The organism is Streptomyces sp. NBC_01445 (assembly GCF_035918235.1).
Lineage (GTDB): Bacteria > Actinomycetota > Actinomycetes > Streptomycetales > Streptomycetaceae > Streptomyces.
The window spans coordinates 1,316,045-1,335,285 of the sequence record NZ_CP109485.1 but is presented as its reverse complement, the minus strand read 5'-3'; the positions used below and the strand labels follow the sequence as shown (position 1 = coordinate 1,335,285).

Sequence of the window (19,241 nt, the reverse complement as noted above, 5' to 3'; positions counted from 1 at the left end):
GCACATGTGTGGCATCGCAGGCACTTATCGATGGCCGGACGGGAAGGTCGTGACCGACCGGCTCACCGACACCCTCGCCCACCGCGGTCCGGACGGGGCGGGCCGGTACAGCCACCCCGCCGGCGACGGCGAAGTGCACCTCGGGCACCGCCGTCTGGCCATCATCGACCTGTCCGAGACCGGCGCCCAGCCGATGGTCTCGGGCGGCCTCGTCCTGACGTACAACGGCGAGCTGTACAACGCGCCCGAGCTGCGTGCCGAACTGGCAGCCGCCGGGGTGCGCTTCCGCGGTACGTCCGACACCGAGGTGCTCCTTGAGGCCTGGCGGCGCTGGGGCACCGACTGCCTGCCCCGGCTGCGCGGCATGTTCGCGTTCGGGATCTTCGACGAGCGCACCGGTGAACTGGTCCTCGCCCGCGACCAGTTGGGCATCAAGCCGCTGTTCCTGCTCCGGCGCGGGGCGGGCCTGGTGTTCGCCTCCGAGCTCAAGGCGCTCGCCGCCGTCACCGACGGGTCGCTGCAGGTCGATCATGCGGCGCTGGTGGCCTCGCTGCTGTACTACTGGGTGCCGGACTCGCGCTGTGCGTTCCGCGAAGCGGAGAAGCTGCCGCCGGGCAGTTGGCTCAGGTGCCGGCCCGACGGCCGAGTGGAGCGCGGCCGGTACTGGAACCTGAAGGACGTCGCCGCCGAGGGCCGGGAGCGAGCACGCAGCGGCGAGCAGCCGGACCTGGCCGCCATCGTCGAGGAGTCGACCCGGCAGCACCTGCTCTCCGACGTACCCGTGGCGACCTTCCTCTCCGGCGGTCTTGACTCCAGCTACCTGACCGCGCTTGCGGCCCGCGACAGACCCGGGATATCCGCTTACACAATCGGGTTCCGCGCAGAGGACGCCAGGTTCGAGGCGATGCCGGACGACCTGCGCTATGCCCGGCAGGTGGCCGAGCGGTTCGGCGTCGACCTGCACGAGATCGAGATCGCCCCGAACGTGCTCGACCTGTTGCCGCAGATGACGTACCACCTGGACGAGCCGATCGGCGACCCCGCCGCGATCAACACGTTCCTGATCTGCTCGGCCGCCCGGGAGGCCGGGGTCAAGGTGATGCTCTCGGGGATGGGTGCCGACGAGCTGTTCGCCGGATATCGCAAACACCTGGCCAACCTCCTCGCACTGCGCTACCAGCGCGTCCCGCGGCCCCTGCGGCGCGGGGTGTTCAAGGCCGTGGACAGGCTGCCGGTCGCCACGGCCCGCAGGGGGTACCGGTCGGTGCGCTTCGCGAAGCGGTTCCTCTCCTTCGCCGACCTGCCCGAGGAGACCGCGTTCCGGCGCAGCTACACCATGTACGACCAGGACGAGCTGCTCGCCCTGGTCAGTCCAGACCTGGCCGGGACGGTCGACGACGTGCTGACCGAGCATGCGGACATCTACCAGGACAACGAGCTCGACGACTTCGTCAACCGCATGTGCCTGGGCGACGCCCGGATGTTCCTGCCGGGCCTGAACCTCGCTTACACGGACCGGTCGAGCATGGCCGCCTCGACCGAGGTCCGGGTGCCGTACGTGGACGTCGAGGTGGTCAAGGCCGCGTTCGCCGTGCCCGGCGACCGCAAGATCGTCGGACGACAGGGCAAGGCCGTCCTCAAGGAGGCGGCCACCTCGATCCTGCCCCGGGAGATCGTGTACCGGCCCAAGGGCCTGTTCAGCGCGCCGCTGCGGGCCTGGATGAGCCGGGATCTGGCACCGCTGGTGCGCGAGGTGGTCAACGATGGCGTGCTCGTCAGTTCCGGGCTCCTGCGCCGCGACGCGCTGGCGCGCATGGTCGCCGAGGACGCCGCCGGGCAGCGGGACTTCTCCAAGCATCTGTGGCATGTGCTGACCCTCGAGTACTGGTACCGCGACGCGACCTCCGGATCCGCCCGGAGCACTCGCTCGGCAGCGTAGAAGACGGCTAGAAACAAGGGGACTTCGGGTGAAGCAGGTAGTTCAGAACTACAAGAGCGGCGAGCTCGCGGTGCTCGACGTGCCAGTGCCGGGATGCAAGCCGGGCGGTGTGCTGGTCCGCACCGCCTACTCGCTGATATCCACCGGGACCGAGCTCATGAAGGTGTCCGAGGCCGGCATGTCGATGCTGGGCAAGGCCCGCTCCCGTCCTGACCAGGTGGCCAAGGTCATGCAGAGCGTGGCCACCAACGGGGTGCCCGCCACGTACCGCAAGGTGATGGGCAAGCTGGACTCCTACACGCCGCTGGGCTACTCCCTGTGCGGGGTGGTCGAGCAGGTCGGCCCCGGGATCGACGACGTGAAGGTCGGCGACCTCGTGGCCTGCGCCGGCAACGAGCACGCGTTGCACGCCGAGTTGAACTGGGTGCCGAAGAACCTCTACGCCCCGGTGCCGGACGGCCTCGCGCCGCGGCACGCGGCCTTCGGCACCGTCGGGTCGATCGCGATGCAGGGCGTCCGCCGCGGCGAACCCCAACTTGGCGACGTGGCCCTTGTCATCGGCCTCGGACTGATCGGGCAGCTGGTGGTGCAGCTCCTTGCCGCCTCCGGGGTCCGTGTCGTCGGCGTCGACCCCGACCCGGTGCGCTGCGAGCTCGCCGAACGCCTCGGCGCCGCGGCCTGCGGCGATCCCGAGTCCGCGGCCGTGGAGGCCGCCGTCGCCGAACTCACCGACGGGCACGGCGTGGACCAGGTGTATCTGGCCGCCGGCGGCGGCAGCAACCAGCCCGTCGAGCTGGCCGCCCGGCTCTGCCGGGACCGCGGCCGGGTCGTCGACATCGGCAAGTGCCGCCTGGACCTGCCGTGGAACGCGTACTACGAGAAAGAGCTCGACGTCCGGTTCTCGCGCAGTTACGGCCCCGGGCGCTACGACCCGGAGTACGAGCTCGAGGGGCGGGACTACCCGATCGGCTACGTGCGCTGGACCGAGCGCCGAAACCTGGCGTGCTTCCTCGATCTCCTCGCCCGCGGCAGCGTCGACGTGGAGCCCCTGGTCTCCCACATCGCCGACTTCGACGACGCCGTCGAGACGTACCAGCGTTTGAAGGACGGCGGCCTCAAGGCCGTGGCTGTGCTGTTCCGGTACCCCGAACAGGCCGAGGAAGAAGGGGAATCGGCGGCCCCGACGGTGTCCGTGCCCGAGGTGCGACGCGGCGGCGGAACGTCCACTCCGGCCCGGTCCGCCAAGACGCCGGTGCGCCTCGCGTTCGTCGGCGCGGGCAACTACGCGACGTCGATGCTGCTGCCGCACCTGGCACAGCGCGACGGCGTCGAGTTGTCCACGGTCGTCACCACGACGGCGCTGTCCGCCGCCAACGCGAAGCGGAAGTTCGGCTTCGCCGAGGCGACCACCGACCTCGACGCCGTGCTCGGCGACAAGTCCATCGACGCGGTGTTCGTGGTCACCCGGCACAGCTCGCACGCCGAACTGACCCGCAGGGCGCTGCTTGCCGGCAAGACGGTGTTCGTGGAGAAGCCCCTGGCCCTCACCGAGGACGAGCTGGCCGGCGTGCTCGCGGCGGTGGAGGAGTCCGGCAACGACCGGCTGCAGGTGGGCTTCAACCGCCGGTTCGCGCCCCTGTTGCAGGAGGCCAGGAAGCGGTTCGGCGCCCGCACCGGTCCGGCGAGCCTCCGCTACCTGGTCAACGCGGGCCGCCTTGGACACGGCAGCTGGTACCTCCAACAGGGCACCGAGGGCTCGCGGTTCACCGGCGAGGGCGGACACTTCATCGACACGGCGAGCTGGCTGCTCGACGCCGACCCGGTCTCGGTGTACGCGGTCGCCACGTCCGGCAACGAGGACCTGCAGGTCGTGCTGCGCTACCCGGACGGGTCCACCGCCACCATCAGCTACGTCACCACCGGCGCGGCCGGCTTCCCCAAGGAGACGCTGGACCTTGTCGCGGACGGCAAGGTGCTGCGGCTCGACGACTTCGTCCGTGCCTCGTTGTATTCGGACGGCAGGGCCGGCCGCAAGCGGTGGGTCAGTTCGCGGCTGCCCAAGGCCCGGGACAAGGGCCAGTCCGCCGAACTGGCCGCGTTCATCAAGGCCGTGCGGACCGGCGGGCCGATGCCGGTGCCGCTGGAGTCGCTGGTCGCCACCACGACGGCCACCCTCGCGGTGGAGGCAGGCCTGGTCGGCGGCGCGCCCGTGACGCTGGCGAGGGCGCGATGACGGTGAGTTCGGGGAGTCCGGGCTGGTACCTGCGGCGGCTGTCCCGGATGGGACCGCGGGAGGTCGGCGGCCGGGTGGGCGACGCGGTGCGCAGGCGGCGGTGGCGGTCGGCGCGGCCCACCTGCCCGAGCGTGACCGGCGCCCGGTTCACCGCGGTCCTGCCCGCCGGGACGATCGCAGCGATACCTCCGGACGCCGCGAAACGGCTCATCGCCGAGGCGGATCGGCTGATGTACGGGCACGTCGAGTATTTCGGGGTGGTCCGCGACGACCTGGACGACCCGGACTGGTGGTGCGACCCGAAGACGGGGCGCCGGGCTCCCTGGGGCTACGCCTTCGACGTGCCGTACCGGAACGAGGACGCGGTCGGGGACATCAAGCAGATCTGGGAGCTGTCCCGGCACCAGTACCTCACCGTGCTCGCCGCCGCCTACGCGATCACCGGGAACGAGCGGTACGCCGAGCGAGTCGCCGAGCACCTGCGGTCGTGGTGGAAGGCCAACCCACCGCTGCGCGGCGTGCACTGGATCAGCGGCATCGAGCTGGGGATCCGGCTCCTTTCCTGGGTGTGGATCCGCCGGCTGCTCGACGGCTGGCCGGGCGCGGCCGAGCTGTTCGAGGGCAACCCGGTGGCGCTGAACCAGATCTGGCACCATCAGCGCTGGCTGGCCGCCTTCCCCAGCAGGGGGTCCTCGGCGAACAACCACGTCATCGCCGAGGCCGGCGGGCAGTTGGCCGCAGCCTGCGCGTTCGGCTGGTTCCCCTCCTCGGCGCGTTGGCGCGCCGGTGCGCTGCGGTCCCTTGAGCGGCATCTGCGCGGCAACACCTTCGGCTCCGGCCTCAATCGCGAGCTGGCCACCGAATATCACGGACTTGTCCTTGAACTCGGCCTGGCCGCGGTGGCCGAGGCGGATGCCGCAGGCGTGCCGGTCCCCGCGTCGATCCGGCTGGTACTGCTGCGGATGACCGACGCGCTCGCGGCCCTCGTGGACAACCGGCTACGTCCGCCCCGGCAGGGGGACGCGGACGACGGGCACGGTCTGATCGTGGACGGCGCGGGCACCGACCGCTGGGCCTCGCTCCTTGCCACCGGGGACGCCGTGTTCGGCCGGCTCGACTGGTGGCCGGCGGTGACCGGCACCGATGTGCGCACCCCGCTCCTTGCCGCGCTCATCCGGCCGTACCCGAAAAGCGAAACCGCACCGGCCGTGATCCGCCCGGCAAGCCGACCGGCCCACTTCGCCGACGCGGGCATGACCATCCTGCGCGGTCCGGAGGAGATCTGGTGCCGCTGCGACGGTGGTCCGCACGGCTTCCTGTCCATCGCCGCGCATGCCCACGCGGACGCGCTGTCCGTGGAGGTCCGGCACGACGGGGTCGACGTGCTCGCCGACCCGGGAACGTTCTGCTACCACGGGCAACCCGAGTGGCGGCAGTACTTCCGGTCGACCCTCGGCCACAACACCCTGCAAATGGACGGCAGCGACCAGTCCGTCTCCGGCGGCCCGTTCCTGTGGACCCGGCATGCCCGCAGTCGCGTCCTGGCCACGGACACATCGGGCGCCTCCGACAGGGGGACAGACCGCTGGAGCGCCGAACACGACGGCTACCAGGGTTCCGTGCACCGCCGTCAGGTGGAACTGACCGCCGCGAGCCAGGAGTTGCGGGTGGTTGACGAGGTGCGCGGCCCGCGCCGGGACGTGCGCCTGGCATTCCACCTCGGCCCGGCGATCGCCGCGGACCTGGTGGGCAACCGGGCTGTGCTCACCTGGACCCGGGACGGCGAGGACCGCTCCGCGGTGCTCGACCTGCCCGGGCAGCTGAGCTGGCGGGCGCATCGCGGAGAGACCGACCCGCCGCTGGGCTGGTACTCCGCCGGCTTCGGCCGCAAGGAACCCACCACAACGCTGGTCGGCAGCGGCTTCGCCGACGGCGCTGAGGGGTTCACCACCGTACTCAGGTTCCGCGGCTAGGGGGGCGTGTGGGGATCAACGGGCGGCACTGGGCGTTGGCGGCGGCACCGCTGGCGCTGGCCCTGCTGGCGGCGACCGGCTGTGAGAGCACGCCGGGCGCCCGGGCAAACACGCCGGGCGCCCGGGCAAACCCGACCGCCGCGCCATCCACGCCCGTGGCCCGGGTGTGCGCCAAGCCCGCGGCCGGGCCGGCGAAGGCGCCGGCGGGCGCGGTGACGGTCGACCCCACGGTGGTCGGTGACCTGGCAGCGAAGACCAAGAGCAGCCCCCCGAACACCACGTTCTGGCTTCGACCGGGCAAGCACAGGCTCGACCCTGACCGCTACGCCCAGGTCATCCCCAAGGAGGGGAACCGCTACCTCGGTGCGCCGGGCGCGGTGCTCGACGGCGGGAAGAAGAACCAGTACGCGTTCGGCGGTACCGCCCGCAACGTCACCATCCGCTATCTGACCGTGCAACGTTTCGTTGCGCCGCAGGACGAGGGCGTGGTCAACCATGACTCGGCCGACGGGTGGGCCATCGAGCACGCGACGATCCAGCACAACTCCGGTGCCGGACTGATGGCCGGTGCCCGCCAGAAGGTCCGCGCCAACTGCCTGCGCGAAAACGGTCAGTACGGAATGAACGCGTACAAGGCCACCGGCCGCATCAGCGGCCTGGTGGTCGAGGGCAACGAGATCGTGGGCAACAACACCGGCGACTGGGAGCGGCGGCGGAAGGGCTGCGGCTGCACCGGAGGCATCAAGTTCTGGGCCGTCAACGGCGCCGACGTCCGCGGCAACTGGGTGCACGACAACCGTGGAACCGGGCTGTGGGCGGACACCAACAACAACGACTTCCGCATCGAGAAGAACGTGCTCGAGGACAACGACGGTGCCGCGCTGATCTACGAGACCAGCTACAACGCGGTCATCCGGAACAACACGATCCGGCGGAACAACTGGGTCGAGGGCCGCAGGGAAGCCGACCGCGGCGACACCTTCCCGTTCGCGACCGTCTATCTGTCCGAGTCCGGCGGCGAACCACGGATCCGGGCCCGCACCAACAAGATCGAGATCTACCGGAACGTACTGGAGAACAACTGGTCCGGGATCACCCTGTGGGAGAACGCCGACCGGTTCTGCAACAGCCCGGCCAACACCTCGTCCGGTGACTGCACCTTGCTGGTGAAGGACACCGACCGCTGCGCGAAGCCGGCCATCGCCACCGCACCGCTTTACGCCGACTGCCGGTGGAAGACGCAGCGGGTGGACATCCACGACAACCGCTTCGTGCTGGACAAGTCCGTCGTCAAGTGCACGGTGAAGTGCGACCGGATGGCGGTGCTTGCCAACTACGGCACCTATCCGGACTGGTCGCCGTACCAGGGCGAGCGGGTGGCTGAGGCCATCACCAACAAGCAACACAACCGCTGGCACGACAACGTCTACCTCGGGCCCTGGAAATTTGTCGCCCAGGACCAGAGCCGGGTGCTCGAATTCGGGCAGTGGCAGGGCACGCCGTACCAGCAGGACGCGGGCAGCACCCTCGACTCACGGGCGGGTGGTTGAGATGGGGGAGAGCCTGAGGAGCAGTGAGCTGCCGGGCGGACCGGTCACGGCGGACACGCAGCCCCGCGCGGAATCGCGCCCTGCCGGCGCAGCGAAGATCGTCGGGATCGTCTGGGGGTTGCTGGTCCTCAACACGCTCGGCTCCGCCGGGGCGGAGACCATCATCCCGCTGCCCCGTTCCCTCATCCAGATGGTCACCATGGGCGCGCTGGTCGCCGCGTTCGCGCTGGCGCTCGCAGTCAATCTCCGTCTGCGCATCCGACCCGGCGCCTTCGTGTTCCTGCTCACCCTGCTCCTTGTGCCGAGCGTGATCTCCAGCGTGAACCTGGAGTCCGGGTTCGGCGCGCTGTTCCGCTGCGCCAGGCTGGCTCTCTTCATCGGCACGCTGTGGCTGCTCAGCCGCTGGTGGGACGGCGGCCTGACGTTCGTCCGGCACCACATCCGGATGTACTTCGCGGTGCTCGGGTCGGTGGCGGCCGGCCTGGTCATCTCACCGGGCGCGGCCCTGCCCGACCTCTACGGCGGACGCCTCGTCGGCGCGTTGTGGCCGCTCACCCCGCCACAGATCGGACAGTACGCCGCGGTGATCACCGGGCTCACCGTGCTGCTCGTACTGGGGCGCCGGACCGACAGGGCAAGCGCGGCGATGGTCATCGTGCCGTCACTCGTCCTGCTCGCGCTGACCCATACCCGGACGGCCACGCTCGGCCTGGTCATCGGCCTTGTCCTGGCGATCGGCTCACTCATCCTGACCAGCGCCGCCGCCCGCCGGTTCTTCACCTGGGCAGTGCTGTGCGCCGCCGTGGCCGCGGTGGGGTTCGGCTCCGCGCTGCAGGCGTGGTTCCTGCGCGGACAGAGCCAGGAGAACTTCGCCAGCCTCACGGGCCGGGCCAAGGTCTGGGATGCCCTGCTGGCAGCGCCCCGGACGACCTCGGAGCAGCTGTTCGGCATGGGCCTGGGCGACAAGTCGTTCGGCGGGCTGCCGATCGACAACAGCTGGCTGGCCGTTTACCAGGAGCAGGGTCTGACCGGCGTCACCCTGGTGGCGGCGATCATCATCGTCCTGGGCGGCGTCGCGTTGCTGCGGCCACCGTCACTGTCGAGGGCCTGCGCGATCTTCCTGATCAGCTACTGCGCGATCGCGTCGTACACCGAGGCAGGCCTTGGCGACGCCTCGCCGTATCTGCTGCATCTGGCCGTGGCCGCCTCGCTGTTGGCGGCACCCGCCGCGGCCACGCCCCTCCCGACGCCCGCAGCCCCTCGACGGCACATCCCGCGATGGGCCCGGAGATCGGAGATGACCTGAGCATGCACGTCCTCGTAGTGCACAACCGCTACGCCTCGGCGCAGCCGAGCGGGGAGAACAAGGTCGTCGACCAGGAGGTGGAGCTGCTGCGCGCGGCCGGCCACCGGGTCGAGGTGTTCGAGCGGCGCAGCGACACCATCGCCGCGCGGTCCCTGCCGGGCAAGGTCGCGGTGCCGCTCCTTGTGCCGTGGAACCCGGCGGTCCGCGCGGAACTCGCCGCCCGGCTGCGCACCGAGCGGCCGGACGTGGTCCACGTCCACAACGTCTTCCCGCTCCTGTCGCCCGCGGTCCTTGCCGCCTGCGCCGACGCCGGCGTCCCCGCCGTCGCCACGCTGCACAACTACACCCAGGTCTGCCCACCCGGCACGCTGCAGCGGGACGGCCGACCGTGCACCGAGTGCGTCGGCTCCGCACCACTGCCCGCCGTCCGGCACGGCTGCTACCGGAACTCCCGGCTTGCGACGGTGCCGCTCGCGGTCAGCCTGTCGGTCAACCGGCGGCGGTGGTGGTCGGGCGTGGAGCGGTTCTTCTGCATCTCCGCGGCGCAGCGCGACGTCCTGGTCCGGGCCGGCATGCCACCCGAGCGGCTGGCGGTGAAGCACAACTTCGTGCCGGAGCCGGGCACTTGCCGAACGGGCACCGGCGAGCATCTGCTCTATCTCGGCCGCCTCGCGGAGGCCAAGGGCGTGCGGCTGCTCATGGCCGCGTGGGACCGGATCGCCGCGGACGGGGGTGTGGGCGTACCGCTCGTGATCGCCGGCACGGGACCGCTGGAGCGCGAGGTCACCGCCTGGGCGGCGGGCCGGGACGACGTCCGGTACGTCGGCCTGTACGACACCGCCCAGTGCCGGCAGGCCATCGCGCGATCGGTCGCCGTGGTGGCGCCCTCCACATGGCTGGAGGCGTTCGGCCTGGTGGTCGTGGAGGCGATGGCGGCCGGGGTCCCGACCGTCGCCGCCGGTCACGGCGCCTTCGTCGAACTCGTCGAGGACGGGGTGACCGGGCTGCTGCACCGCCCGGGCGAGGTTGCCTCGCTCGCGGACCGCATGCGCCGGATCACGGCCGGGACGGCCCGCAACCAGGAGATGGGCCAGGCGGCCCGGCGCCGTTACGAGCAGGGGTTCAGTCCGGCCGTCGGCCTTGAGCGCCTGGTGGAGGAGTACCGCACCGCGATCGCGGGTCGGTCAGCACTGGCTCGCGGCGGGGGCACCCGCGCGACCAGGGGGGATGGGGGCAGTAAATGACACGATGCCGACTGTGCGGCTCGGCGGCGATGGGGAGCGTCGTCGACCTGGGGGCGACCCCGCCGTGTGAGAGCTTTCTCGCCGCGGACCAACTGGACCAGCCGGAGCCGGCGTACCCGCTGCACCTGCGGGTCTGCACCGACTGCTGGCTCGCGCAGATCCCGCCGCTGATCACGCCGGAGGAGACGTTCAGCGAGTACGCCTACTTCTCTTCCTTCTCGACCTCCTGGGTGGAGCACGCGCGCAGGTTCACCGCCGACGCCGTACAGCGCCTTGATCTCGGCGCCGACGCCTTCGTGGTCGAGGTCGCGAGCAACGACGGCTACCTGCTCCGGCACATGGTGGACCGCGGGATCCGCTGCCTCGGCATCGAGCCGTCGGTGAACGTCGGCGCCGCGGCGCGGGACGCGGGTGTGCCCACGCTCACGGAGTTCCTGGACCCGGCCACCGGCTCGGCCGTCCGCGCCGAGCACGGCCCGGCGGACCTGGTCGTGGCCAACAACGTGTACGCGCACATCCCCGACGTGGTCGGGTTCACCCAGGGGCTGCGCGCCCTGGTCGCCGACGACGGCTGGGTCTCCATCGAGGTGCAGCACCTGCTGACCCTGATCGAGGAGAACCAGTACGACACGATCTACCACGAGCACTTCCAGTACTACACGGTCGCGTCCGCGATCCGGGCCCTCGCGAGCGGCGGACTCGCGCTCGTGGACGTCGAGTTGCTGCCCACGCACGGCGGATCCATCCGGCTGTGGGCCCGGCCGGCCGAGGTGGCCGGCGAGCCCTCCGCTCGAGTGGCCGACGTCCTGGACCGGGAGAAGGCAGCCGGACTCCAGGAGCTGTCCGGGTACACCGAGTTCTCCGCTCGGGTGGCCAAGGTGCGCCGGGACCTCCTGAAGTTCCTCATCGAGGCGGCCGAGCGCGGCGAGACGGTCGTCGGCTACGGCGCCCCGGGCAAGGGCAACACCCTGCTCAACCACTGCGGCATCCGGCCCGACCTGCTCCCGTACACGGTCGACCGCAACCCCTACAAGCACGGCAGGTACACCCCGGGCACCCGCATCCCGATCCTGCCGCCCGAGCAGATAGCAGCCGACAAGCCCGACTACGTCCTCGTCCTCCCGTGGAACCTGCGGGACGAGCTGGTCGAGCAACTGTCCTTCATCCACGACTGGGGCGGCCGGCTGGTCTTCCCCATACCGGAACTGAGCATTGTCGAGGTCAAGTCATGAAGGTCGTTCTGTTCTGCGGCGGTTACGGGCTGCGCATGCGCAGCGGAGCCTCCGACGACATGCCCAAGCCGATGGCGATGGTCGGGCCGCGACCGCTGATCTGGCACGTCATGCGCTACTACGCGTACTACGGGCACACGGAGTTCATCCTGTGCCTCGGGTACGGGGCGCACCACATCAAGAACTTCTTCCTCAACTACGAGGAGACGACGTCCAACGACTTCGTGCTGCGGGGCGGGCAGACCGAGCTGCTGTCCACCGACATAGCCGACTGGACGATCACTTTCGCGCAGACCGGCATCGAGTCGCCGATCGGGGAGCGGCTGCGCCGGGTGCGGCACCACCTAGACGGCGACGAGATGTTCCTCGCCAACTACGCCGACGTGCTCACCGATGCCCCGCTGCCGGAGATGATCGACCGGTTCGCCCGGCGCGACGCCGGTGCGTCGATGATGGTGGTGCCGCCGCAGTCCTCGTTCCACTGCGTAGACCTGGGCGAGGACGGCCTGGTGGGGGGCATCACCGCGGTGAGCGACATGCCGCTGTGGGAGAACGGCGGCTACTTCGTGCTCCGCCAGGAGGTCTTCGACCACATACCGGAGAACGGGGACCTGGTCGCCGACGGATGTGCCCAACTGGCCAAGCAAGGCCGTCTTGTGGCACATCAGCACCGCGGCTTCTGGAAGCCGACCGACACCGTGAAGGAGAGGGCCGCGCTCGACGACGCGTACGCCCGGGGCGACCGGCCGTGGGCCGTGTGGGAACGGGACAGTGCCGGAGCTCGGGCGTGATCCGGCTCGGGGCCGGGCCCTTGAACCGGATCGTCGCGGTGGGGGCGCACTGCGACGACATCGCCATCGGCGCCGGCGGCACACTACTGACGCTGTGTCACGCACGGCCGGGGATCCGCGTCGACGCGCTGGTGCTCTCCGGCGGTGGCAGCGAGCGGGAGCAGGAGGAGCAGGCCGCGCTCGCCGCCTTCTGCCCCGGCGCCGACCTGCGGCTGACCGTGCTCAAGCTGCCGGACGGCCGGATGCCCGCGCATTGGGAAGAGGCCAAAGCCGCGGTCGAGGAGCTGCGCGGGCAGACCGAGCCGGACCTGGTCCTTGCCCCGCGTACCGACGACGCGCACCAGGATCACCGCGGCCTGGCGAAGCTGATGACCACGGCATTCCGCGACCACCTCGTGCTCGGCTACGAGATCGTCAAGTGGGACGGCGATCTCGGCCGTCCGGCGGCGTACCAGCCGCTGTCGCCGGAGATCGCCGAACAGAAGGTGCGGCTGCTGCAGGAGCACTACCCCTCGCAACGGCACCGGCCCTGGTACGACCGGGAGGCCTTCCTCGGCCTGGCCCGGATCCGCGGCATCGAATGCCACGCGCGCTACGCCGAGGCCTTCGCCGTCACCAAACTCACGCTCAATCTGGGGGACTGAACCTTGCGCGTACTGCTCACCGGACACCAGGGCTACCTGGGCACCGTGATGGCCCCGGTCCTCACGGCCGCCGGGCACGACGTCGTCGGTCTCGACGCCGGCCTGTTCACCGACTGCGTCCTCGGCCCGCCGCCCGCGGACCCTGCGGGGCATCGGGTGGACCTGCGCGACGTCACGGCCGACCACGTGACCGGAGTTGATGCCGTGATCCACCTGGCCGCGCTGTCCAACGACCCGCTGGGATCGCTGGCACCGGACCTCACCTACGACATCAATCACCACGCGTCCGTACGCCTGGCCGGGCTGGCCCGCGACGCCGGAGTGCGGCGCTTCCTGTACGCGTCGACCTGCTCTGTCTACGGCGCCGCCGGCGGGGACGACCTGGTGGGCGAGGACGCCCCGCTGCGCCCGGTGACGCCGTACGCGGAGTCCAAGGTGCGGGTCGAGGACGACCTGCACGCGCTCGCCGACGGCGACTTCAGCCCGGTGTTCATGCGCAACGCCACCGCCTTCGGCTACTCACCCCGGCTGCGCGCCGACATCGTGCTGAACAACCTGGTGGGCCACGCGCTCCTGTCCGGCGAGGTGCTTGTGATGTCCGACGGCACTCCGTGGCGCCCGCTCGTGCACGCCGCCGACATCGCACATGCCTTCACGGCCGCGCTGACCGCGCCGCGCGAAGCGGTCCACGACCGGGCGTTCAACATCGGCAGCGAGATCAACAACGTCACGGTCGCCGAGATCGCCGAGCAGGTCGCAGAGGCGGTGTCCGGTTCGAAGGTGGTGATCACCGGGGAGACCGGTGCCGATCCGCGGTCCTACAAGGTGGACTTCTCCCGGTTCCGCGCCGCGATCCCCGGCTTCGACTGCACGTGGACGGTGAAGCAGGGAGCGCTCGAACTCGCCGACGCCTACCGGAAGTTCGGGCTGACCCGGGAGGACTTCGAGCGACGCTTCACCCGCCTCGCCGTGCTGCGCGCGGCGTCCGAGGCCGGCGCTGTCGACGGCACCCTGCGGTGGCGCCGATGACAGCGGTCGGCGAAGAGATGCATGCACTGGTGGAGCGGCTGTACCCGCTCTGCCGGAGCATCACCGGCGACGGTGTGCGTGCCACCCTGGACATCGTCGGCGAGTACGTCCCGCTCCAGGTGCACGAAGTGCCGACAGGGACGCAAGTGCTCGACTGGACGGTGCCGCAGGAGTGGAACATCCGGGACGCGTACATCGCCGACACCGCCGGCAACCGGGTCGTCGACTTCGCCGCGTCCAGCCTGCACGTGCTCGGCTACAGCGTGCCGGTGTCGGCGACCATGCCGCTGGCCGAGCTGCGGGAACACCTGCACACCCTGCCGGACCGCCCGGCCTGGGTGCCGTACCGCACCAGTTACTACCAGCCGACATGGGGGTTCTGCCTGGCCCAGGAGACCTTGGACGCGTTGCCGGACGGCGAGTACGAGGTGCGCATCGACTCCACGCTCGCGGACGGCCACCTCACCTACGCCGAGCATGTGATTCCCGGGCAGGTCCCCGACGAGGTGATCGTCTCCTGCCACGTGTGCCACCCGTCGCTGGCCAACGACAACCTGGCCGGTATCGCGGTGGCGACGTACCTGGCCCGGGCGCTGGCCGGGCAGACGCCGTACTACACCTACCGGTTCATCTACGCGCCCGGCACCATCGGGGCGATCACTTGGCTGGCCCGCAACAAGGAGCGGATCGACCGGGTCAAGCACGGCCTGGTGCTGGCCTGCGCGGGGGACTCGGGCCAACTGACGTACAAGCAGAGCAGGCGCGGCGACGCGGAGATCGACCGGGTGCTGCGGCATGTGCTGGGCGCCTCCGAACGCCCGCACCACGTCACCGAGTTCACCCCGTACGGCTACGACGAGCGGCAGTTCTGCTCGCCCGGGTTCGATCTCGGCGTGGGCTCGCTCAGCCGGACCCCGTACGCCGGGTACCCCGAATACCACACCTCGGCCGACAACCCGGACTTCGTCTCCCCGGAGGCAATGGCGGACACGCTCGCCGTCTGCCGCGAGGCATTCGCCGTCCTCGACCGAAACCGGCGGTACCTCAACCTCAGCCCCTACGGCGAACCACAGCTGGGCCGGCGCGGGTTGTACGACTCCCTCGGCGGCCGCAGCGACGCGAAGCAGGCCCAGATGGCCATGCTCTGGGTGCTCAGCCTCTCCGACGGCGAGCACAGTCTGCTGGACGTCGCCGAGCGGTCCGGGCTGCCGTTCGACACCGTCGCCGTCGCGGCCGACGCCCTGCACGGCGCCGGGCTGATCAAGGCATGACGCCGATGACCACCGCGGGGGAGAAGGCGACGATGCCGGGCGGATCCGCCCGGCGGGCCCTTGTCGGCCGGCTGTCCTGGGGACTGGCCGACCAGGCGGCCTCCAGCATGAGCAACTTCGTGGTGGGGATCTACGTGGCCCGCTCGCTGGGGGTGACCGCGTTCGGCGTGTTCAGCCTGGCCTGGGTGACCTACGGCGTGGTGCTCAACGTCTCCCGCGGCCTTGCCACCGACCCGCTGGTGGTCCGCTTCAGCGGAGCGCCGGACGCCTCCTGGCGCGGGGCGGTGGCCCGGTCGTCGGGTACCGCGCTCGGCGTCGGCGCCGCCATCGGCGTGGCGTGTCTGGTGGTCGGGCTCGGTCTCGGCGGCAGCGTGGGGCCCGCGTTCGCCTGCCTCGGCGTCATGCTGCCCGGGCTGCTGCTGCAGGACGCCTGGCGGTTCTCGTTCTTCGCCGCCGGCACCGGGCGGAAGGCGTTCGTGAACGACCTCGTCTGGGGCGTCGCACTCGTCCCGGCCCTGGTCGTGGCGGCCCGCGTGGGCACCGTGGCCGCTTTCGTGCTCGCCTGGGGTGCGTCCGCCACGGTGGCGGCGGGGTACGGCTACTTCCAGTCCGGCATCCGGCCCCGGATGACGGGAGCGCGCGGGTGGCTTCGCGAGCAGCGCGATCTCGGCTACCGGTACCTGGTCGAGAACGTCAGCCTCAGCGGCGCGAACCAGCTGCGGGCGTACGGGCTCGGCGCGATCGTCGGGGTCAGTGCGGTGGGTGCGGTCCGGGGTGCCGAGTTGCTGCTCGGCCCGTTCCTCGCCGTACTGATGGGTCTTTCGCTCGTCACCGTCCCGGAGGCGGCACGGGTGCTGCGGCGGGCCCCGCAGCGCCTCGGTTCGTTCTGCCTCCTGCTGGGCGGCGGGCAGGCCGTCGCCGCGCTGCTCTGGGGCGGGGCGCTGCTGCTGATGCCGGACCGGCTCGGCGAGCTCGTGCTCGGCGGCGTCTGGCACTCCGCCGCTGAGCTCATCGTGCCGATCACCCTCGGCGTCGCGGGCGCCGGCCTCGGCACCGGCGCGGCGGCCGGGCTGCGCGCGCTCGCCGCGGCCCGGCGCAGCCTGCGCTGCCAGCTGTTCGCCTCCGCCTGCTACGTGAGCTGCGGGCTCGGCGGGGCGGCCGTCGCCGGCACGGTCGGCTCGGCCTGGGGCGTCGCCGCCGCGACCGTCAGCGGTTCGGCCGTGTGGTGGCTTCAACTGCGGTCCGCCCTGCGTGAGGACCGCCACAACCGCATCCCCGAAGTGAGGACCTCATGACCGTCCAACCCAGGCTGAGCATCGGCCTGCCCGTGTACAACGGCGAGGAATACCTGGCCGAGTCGCTCGACGCCTTGCTCGGCCAGACCTACGAGGACTTCGAGCTGGTCATCTCCGACAACGCCTCGACCGACGGGACCCAGGACATCTGCCGCCGGTACGCCGCGCAGGACTCGCGCATCCGGTATCTCCGGCTGCCCCGGAACATCGGCGCCACGCCGAACCACAACCGTGTGTTCACCGAGTGCCGCGGCGAGCTGTTCAAGTGGGCCTCGCACGACGACCTGTACGGCCGGGACCTGCTGCAGCGCTGCGTTCAGACGCTGGACGAGCGGCCGGACGTGATCCTCGCGCACAGCGGCCAGGCGGTCATCGACGGCGACGGTCAGGTGAAGGTCCCGTACGAATACGGGCTCGCCACCGACTCGCCGCACCCGCCGGAGCGCTTCCGCAGTCTGCTGTTCGAGCCCGGTGGCGACGACTTCTACGGGGTGATGCGGGCCGACATGCTGCGCCGGGTGAAGCCGCTCGACAGCTACCACCACGCGGACCGCACGTTCGTCGCCGAGATCACCCTGCACGGGCCCTTCCACCAGGTGCCGGAGCTGCTGTACTTCCGCCGCGACCACCCCACCCGCGCCGAGCGGGCGAACCCGGGCAAGCGCTCCCGGTCCGTCAACCTGGACCCACGCCGGGCAGGCCTGCTGCACCCGACGCCCCGGCTGCTCGCCGAGTACGTCTGGGGCTTCGTCGCGGCGATCAGGCGGGCGCCGTTGTCCCAGGCCGACCGGCGAGCGTGCTACCGCCACCTGGCCGCATGGATGTCCAGCCGGGTCCGGCCCGGCGCCGGCGAGCGGGTCGAGGACCGCGCCCCGGTCGACCCGAGCGGGCTCACTGTCTCCGTCGACGCCCTCGTCGCCGGCCGTGAGGGGAGGCAGGCATGACGTCCGCGGACGAAACTCCGGTGCGCGTCGGGATCTTCGGCCTGCTCGGCTCCGGCAACCTCGGCAACGACGGATCGCTCGAAGCCGTGCTCGGGTACCTCCGCGCCGAACACCCGGAGGCGGTCGTGGACGCGCTGTGCGGCGGACCCGAGGCCGTGGCGACCCGGTTCGGGATCCGCGCGACGCGGCTGCACTGGTACCGCGGCGAATACCGGACCGCGTCGCGGGCGGGCGCGATCGTGGCGAAGGGTCTGGGCAAACTCGTCGACGCCGTCCGCACCGCCGCCTGGGTGCGTCGGCACGACGTGGTGATCGTGCCGGGCATGGGCGTCCTGGAGGCCACGCTGCCGCTGCGGCCGTGGGGCTTCCCGTACGCGCTGTTCCTGCTCTGCGCATCCGGCCGGCTGTTCGGCACCCGGGTCGCACTGGTCAGCGTCGGCGCCGCCCCGATCGGCAACCCGCCCACCCGGGCCCTGGTGCGCTGGTCGGCGCGGCTGGCCGCGTACCGGTCGTACCGGGACACCCCGTCCCGCGACTCGATGCGGGCGATGGGCGTGGACACCACCCGCGACGAGGTCTACCCGGACCTCACCTTCTCTCTGCCGACGCTGCGGACGAGCGTGCCGTCGGGCCTGCCGGGCCCGGTCGGCGTCGGCGTCATGGACTTCCACGGCGGCAACGACGACCGCGCCCGGGCCGAGGAGATCCACCGGCGCTACCTCGACGGGACGATCGGCTTCGTCCGCGCGCTGGTCGAGGAGGGCAGGCCGGTCCGGCTGCTGTCCGGCGACGAGGTCGACACACCGGTGGTCGCCGCGATCCTCGACGCGGTGGACTCGCCGCTGGTCACCAATGCCGAGGCGGCCTCGCTGGCCGACCTGATGAAGGAGATGGCGGCGGTCGACACCGTGGTGGCGACCCGCTACCACAACCTCATATGCGCGCTGAAGGTCGGCACGCCGACGCTCGCCCTCACCTATGCGGCGAAGAGCGACGCGCTCATGGCCCAGATGGGCCTGGGCACGTACTGCCACCCGGCTCGCGAGGTCGACGCCGACCGGCTGCTCGAGCAGTTCCGGGCGCTGGAGCAGCGATCGGCGGAGCTGCGGCGGACCCTCACCGAACGGAACCTGGTCGCTGTTCAGCAACTCGAGTACCAGTTCAGCGCCTTGGACTCGGCCCTGTTCCCGGCGGCCGACCACGCCCACACCCACGCCATGCGAGAGGCCCTATGAAAGCGATCGAAGTCACGGCGATCGACGGCGCGTACCTGTTCGAGCCGACGCCGTACGCAGACGAACGCGGCTTCTTCTGCCGCACCTTCGACGCCGAGGTGGTCCGCTCGGTGGGCCTCGACCCGGACGCCTTCGTCCAGGACAGCGTGTCCCGCTCGGTCCGGGGCGTGCTGCGCGGCCTGCACCTGCGCACCGGCGCAGGCGAAGCCAAGCTGGTCCGGTGCTCGTACGGGAGCATCTTCGACGTCGTCGTGGACCTGCGGCCCGACTCACCGACCTACCGCAACCGGGCCTTCTTCGAACTGTCCGGCGAGACGCAGGTGACCCTGTACATCCCGGCGGGGTGCGCGCACGGCTTCCAGGCGCTGACCGAAACCGCCGACACCTCGTACCGGATCGACCGCCCGCACGATCCGGCCGAGGACGTGACGATCGCCTTCGACGACCCGGAACTCGCCATCCCCTGGCCGCTGCCGGTCATGTCGATGTCCCAGCGGGACCGGGAAGCGCCGGGACTCGCCGAGGCCCTGAAGCAAAAGGAGACGTGAAGTCAGC

The 19,241-nt window shown here is 71.1% G+C and carries 15 protein-coding genes; all 15 read left to right on the top strand.

What is annotated here, in order from left to right; genetic code table 11:
* Positions 1-4: 4 nt before the first annotated feature.
* The 15 genes from asnB to rfbC are packed head-to-tail and all read left to right on the top strand — an operon-like array spanning position 5 to position 19,234.
* Positions 5-1,939: an asparagine synthase (glutamine-hydrolyzing) gene (gene asnB, locus OG574_RS06380; RefSeq protein WP_326772268.1), complete on the top strand. Its 1,935-nt coding sequence runs from the start codon at positions 5-7 to the stop codon at positions 1,937-1,939.
* A gap of 28 nt (positions 1,940-1,967) precedes the next feature.
* Positions 1,968-4,172 carry a bi-domain-containing oxidoreductase gene (locus OG574_RS06375; RefSeq protein ID WP_326772267.1) on the top strand — a complete coding sequence of 735 codons (2,205 nt, stop codon included), beginning with the start codon at positions 1,968-1,970 and terminating at the stop codon, positions 4,170-4,172.
* Positions 4,169-6,145: a heparinase II/III family protein gene (locus OG574_RS06370; protein WP_326772266.1), complete on the top strand. Its 1,977-nt coding sequence runs from the start codon at positions 4,169-4,171 to the stop codon at positions 6,143-6,145. Before OG574_RS06375 ends, OG574_RS06370 begins: the two co-directional genes overlap by 4 nt.
* Before the next feature lie 8 nt (positions 6,146-6,153).
* Positions 6,154-7,695, top strand: a complete 1,542-nt coding sequence (locus OG574_RS06365) for a right-handed parallel beta-helix repeat-containing protein (RefSeq protein WP_326772265.1) — start codon at positions 6,154-6,156, stop codon at positions 7,693-7,695.
* Position 7,696: 1 nt separating this feature from the next.
* Positions 7,697-9,001, top strand: coding sequence for an O-antigen ligase domain-containing protein (locus tag OG574_RS06360; protein ID WP_326772264.1), 1,305 nt, complete (start codon positions 7,697-7,699; stop codon positions 8,999-9,001).
* Positions 9,002-9,003: 2 nt separating this feature from the next.
* Positions 9,004-10,245: a glycosyltransferase gene (locus OG574_RS06355; RefSeq protein ID WP_326772263.1), complete on the top strand. Its 1,242-nt coding sequence runs from the start codon at positions 9,004-9,006 to the stop codon at positions 10,243-10,245.
* Entirely contained in the window at positions 10,242-11,477 is a 1,236-nt protein-coding gene (locus OG574_RS06350) for a class I SAM-dependent methyltransferase (protein ID WP_326772262.1), read from the top strand. Before OG574_RS06355 ends, OG574_RS06350 begins: the two co-directional genes overlap by 4 nt.
* Complete coding sequence (locus OG574_RS06345; RefSeq protein ID WP_100593143.1) at positions 11,474-12,268, top strand: glucose-1-phosphate cytidylyltransferase; 795 nt, start codon at positions 11,474-11,476, stop codon at positions 12,266-12,268. The genes OG574_RS06350 and OG574_RS06345 overlap by 4 nt, the downstream gene beginning before the upstream one ends.
* Positions 12,265-12,912, top strand: a complete 648-nt coding sequence (locus OG574_RS06340; protein WP_100593144.1) for a PIG-L deacetylase family protein — start codon at positions 12,265-12,267, stop codon at positions 12,910-12,912. Before OG574_RS06345 ends, OG574_RS06340 begins: the two co-directional genes overlap by 4 nt.
* Before the next feature lie 3 nt (positions 12,913-12,915).
* Entirely contained in the window at positions 12,916-13,941 is a 1,026-nt protein-coding gene (locus tag OG574_RS06335) for an NAD-dependent epimerase/dehydratase family protein (RefSeq protein WP_326772261.1), read from the top strand.
* Positions 13,929-15,212, top strand: coding sequence for a DUF4910 domain-containing protein (locus tag OG574_RS06330; protein ID WP_326772260.1), 1,284 nt, complete (start codon positions 13,929-13,931; stop codon positions 15,210-15,212). The genes OG574_RS06335 and OG574_RS06330 overlap by 13 nt, the downstream gene beginning before the upstream one ends.
* Positions 15,209-16,507 carry a hypothetical protein gene (locus tag OG574_RS06325; protein WP_398376978.1) on the top strand — a complete coding sequence of 433 codons (1,299 nt, stop codon included), beginning with the start codon at positions 15,209-15,211 and terminating at the stop codon, positions 16,505-16,507. The genes OG574_RS06330 and OG574_RS06325 overlap by 4 nt, the downstream gene beginning before the upstream one ends.
* On the top strand, positions 16,504-17,451 hold the full coding sequence (locus OG574_RS06320; protein WP_326772259.1) for a glycosyltransferase family 2 protein: 948 nt from the start codon (positions 16,504-16,506) through the stop codon (positions 17,449-17,451). The genes OG574_RS06325 and OG574_RS06320 overlap by 4 nt, the downstream gene beginning before the upstream one ends.
* Positions 17,448-18,686 carry a polysaccharide pyruvyl transferase family protein gene (locus tag OG574_RS06315; RefSeq protein ID WP_326772258.1) on the top strand — a complete coding sequence of 413 codons (1,239 nt, stop codon included), beginning with the start codon at positions 17,448-17,450 and terminating at the stop codon, positions 18,684-18,686. Before OG574_RS06320 ends, OG574_RS06315 begins: the two co-directional genes overlap by 4 nt.
* Positions 18,683-19,234, top strand: a complete 552-nt coding sequence (rfbC, locus tag OG574_RS06310) for a dTDP-4-dehydrorhamnose 3,5-epimerase (protein WP_326772257.1) — start codon at positions 18,683-18,685, stop codon at positions 19,232-19,234. Before OG574_RS06315 ends, rfbC begins: the two co-directional genes overlap by 4 nt.
* Positions 19,235-19,241 lie beyond the last annotated feature (7 nt).

What these genes read in the sequence shown, in the direction of transcription:
- rfbC (WP_326772257.1), top strand. Translation starts at nt 18,683, where the DNA reads ATGAAAGCGATCGAAGTCACGGCGATCGACGGCGCGTACCTGTTCGAG.
- asnB (WP_326772268.1), top strand. Translation starts at nt 5, where the DNA reads ATGTGTGGCATCGCAGGCACTTATCGATGGCCGGACGGGAAGGTCGTG.
- OG574_RS06370 (WP_326772266.1), top strand. Translation starts at nt 4,169, where the DNA reads ATGACGGTGAGTTCGGGGAGTCCGGGCTGGTACCTGCGGCGGCTGTCC.
- OG574_RS06320 (WP_326772259.1), top strand. Translation starts at nt 16,504, where the DNA reads ATGACCGTCCAACCCAGGCTGAGCATCGGCCTGCCCGTGTACAACGGC.
- OG574_RS06350 (WP_326772262.1), top strand. Translation starts at nt 10,242, where the DNA reads ATGACACGATGCCGACTGTGCGGCTCGGCGGCGATGGGGAGCGTCGTC.
- OG574_RS06315 (WP_326772258.1), top strand. Translation starts at nt 17,448, where the DNA reads ATGACGTCCGCGGACGAAACTCCGGTGCGCGTCGGGATCTTCGGCCTG.
- OG574_RS06360 (WP_326772264.1), top strand. Translation starts at nt 7,697, where the DNA reads ATGGGGGAGAGCCTGAGGAGCAGTGAGCTGCCGGGCGGACCGGTCACG.
- OG574_RS06355 (WP_326772263.1), top strand. Translation starts at nt 9,004, where the DNA reads ATGCACGTCCTCGTAGTGCACAACCGCTACGCCTCGGCGCAGCCGAGC.
- OG574_RS06345 (WP_100593143.1), top strand. Translation starts at nt 11,474, where the DNA reads ATGAAGGTCGTTCTGTTCTGCGGCGGTTACGGGCTGCGCATGCGCAGC.
- OG574_RS06325 (WP_398376978.1), top strand. Translation starts at nt 15,209, where the DNA reads ATGACGCCGATGACCACCGCGGGGGAGAAGGCGACGATGCCGGGCGGA.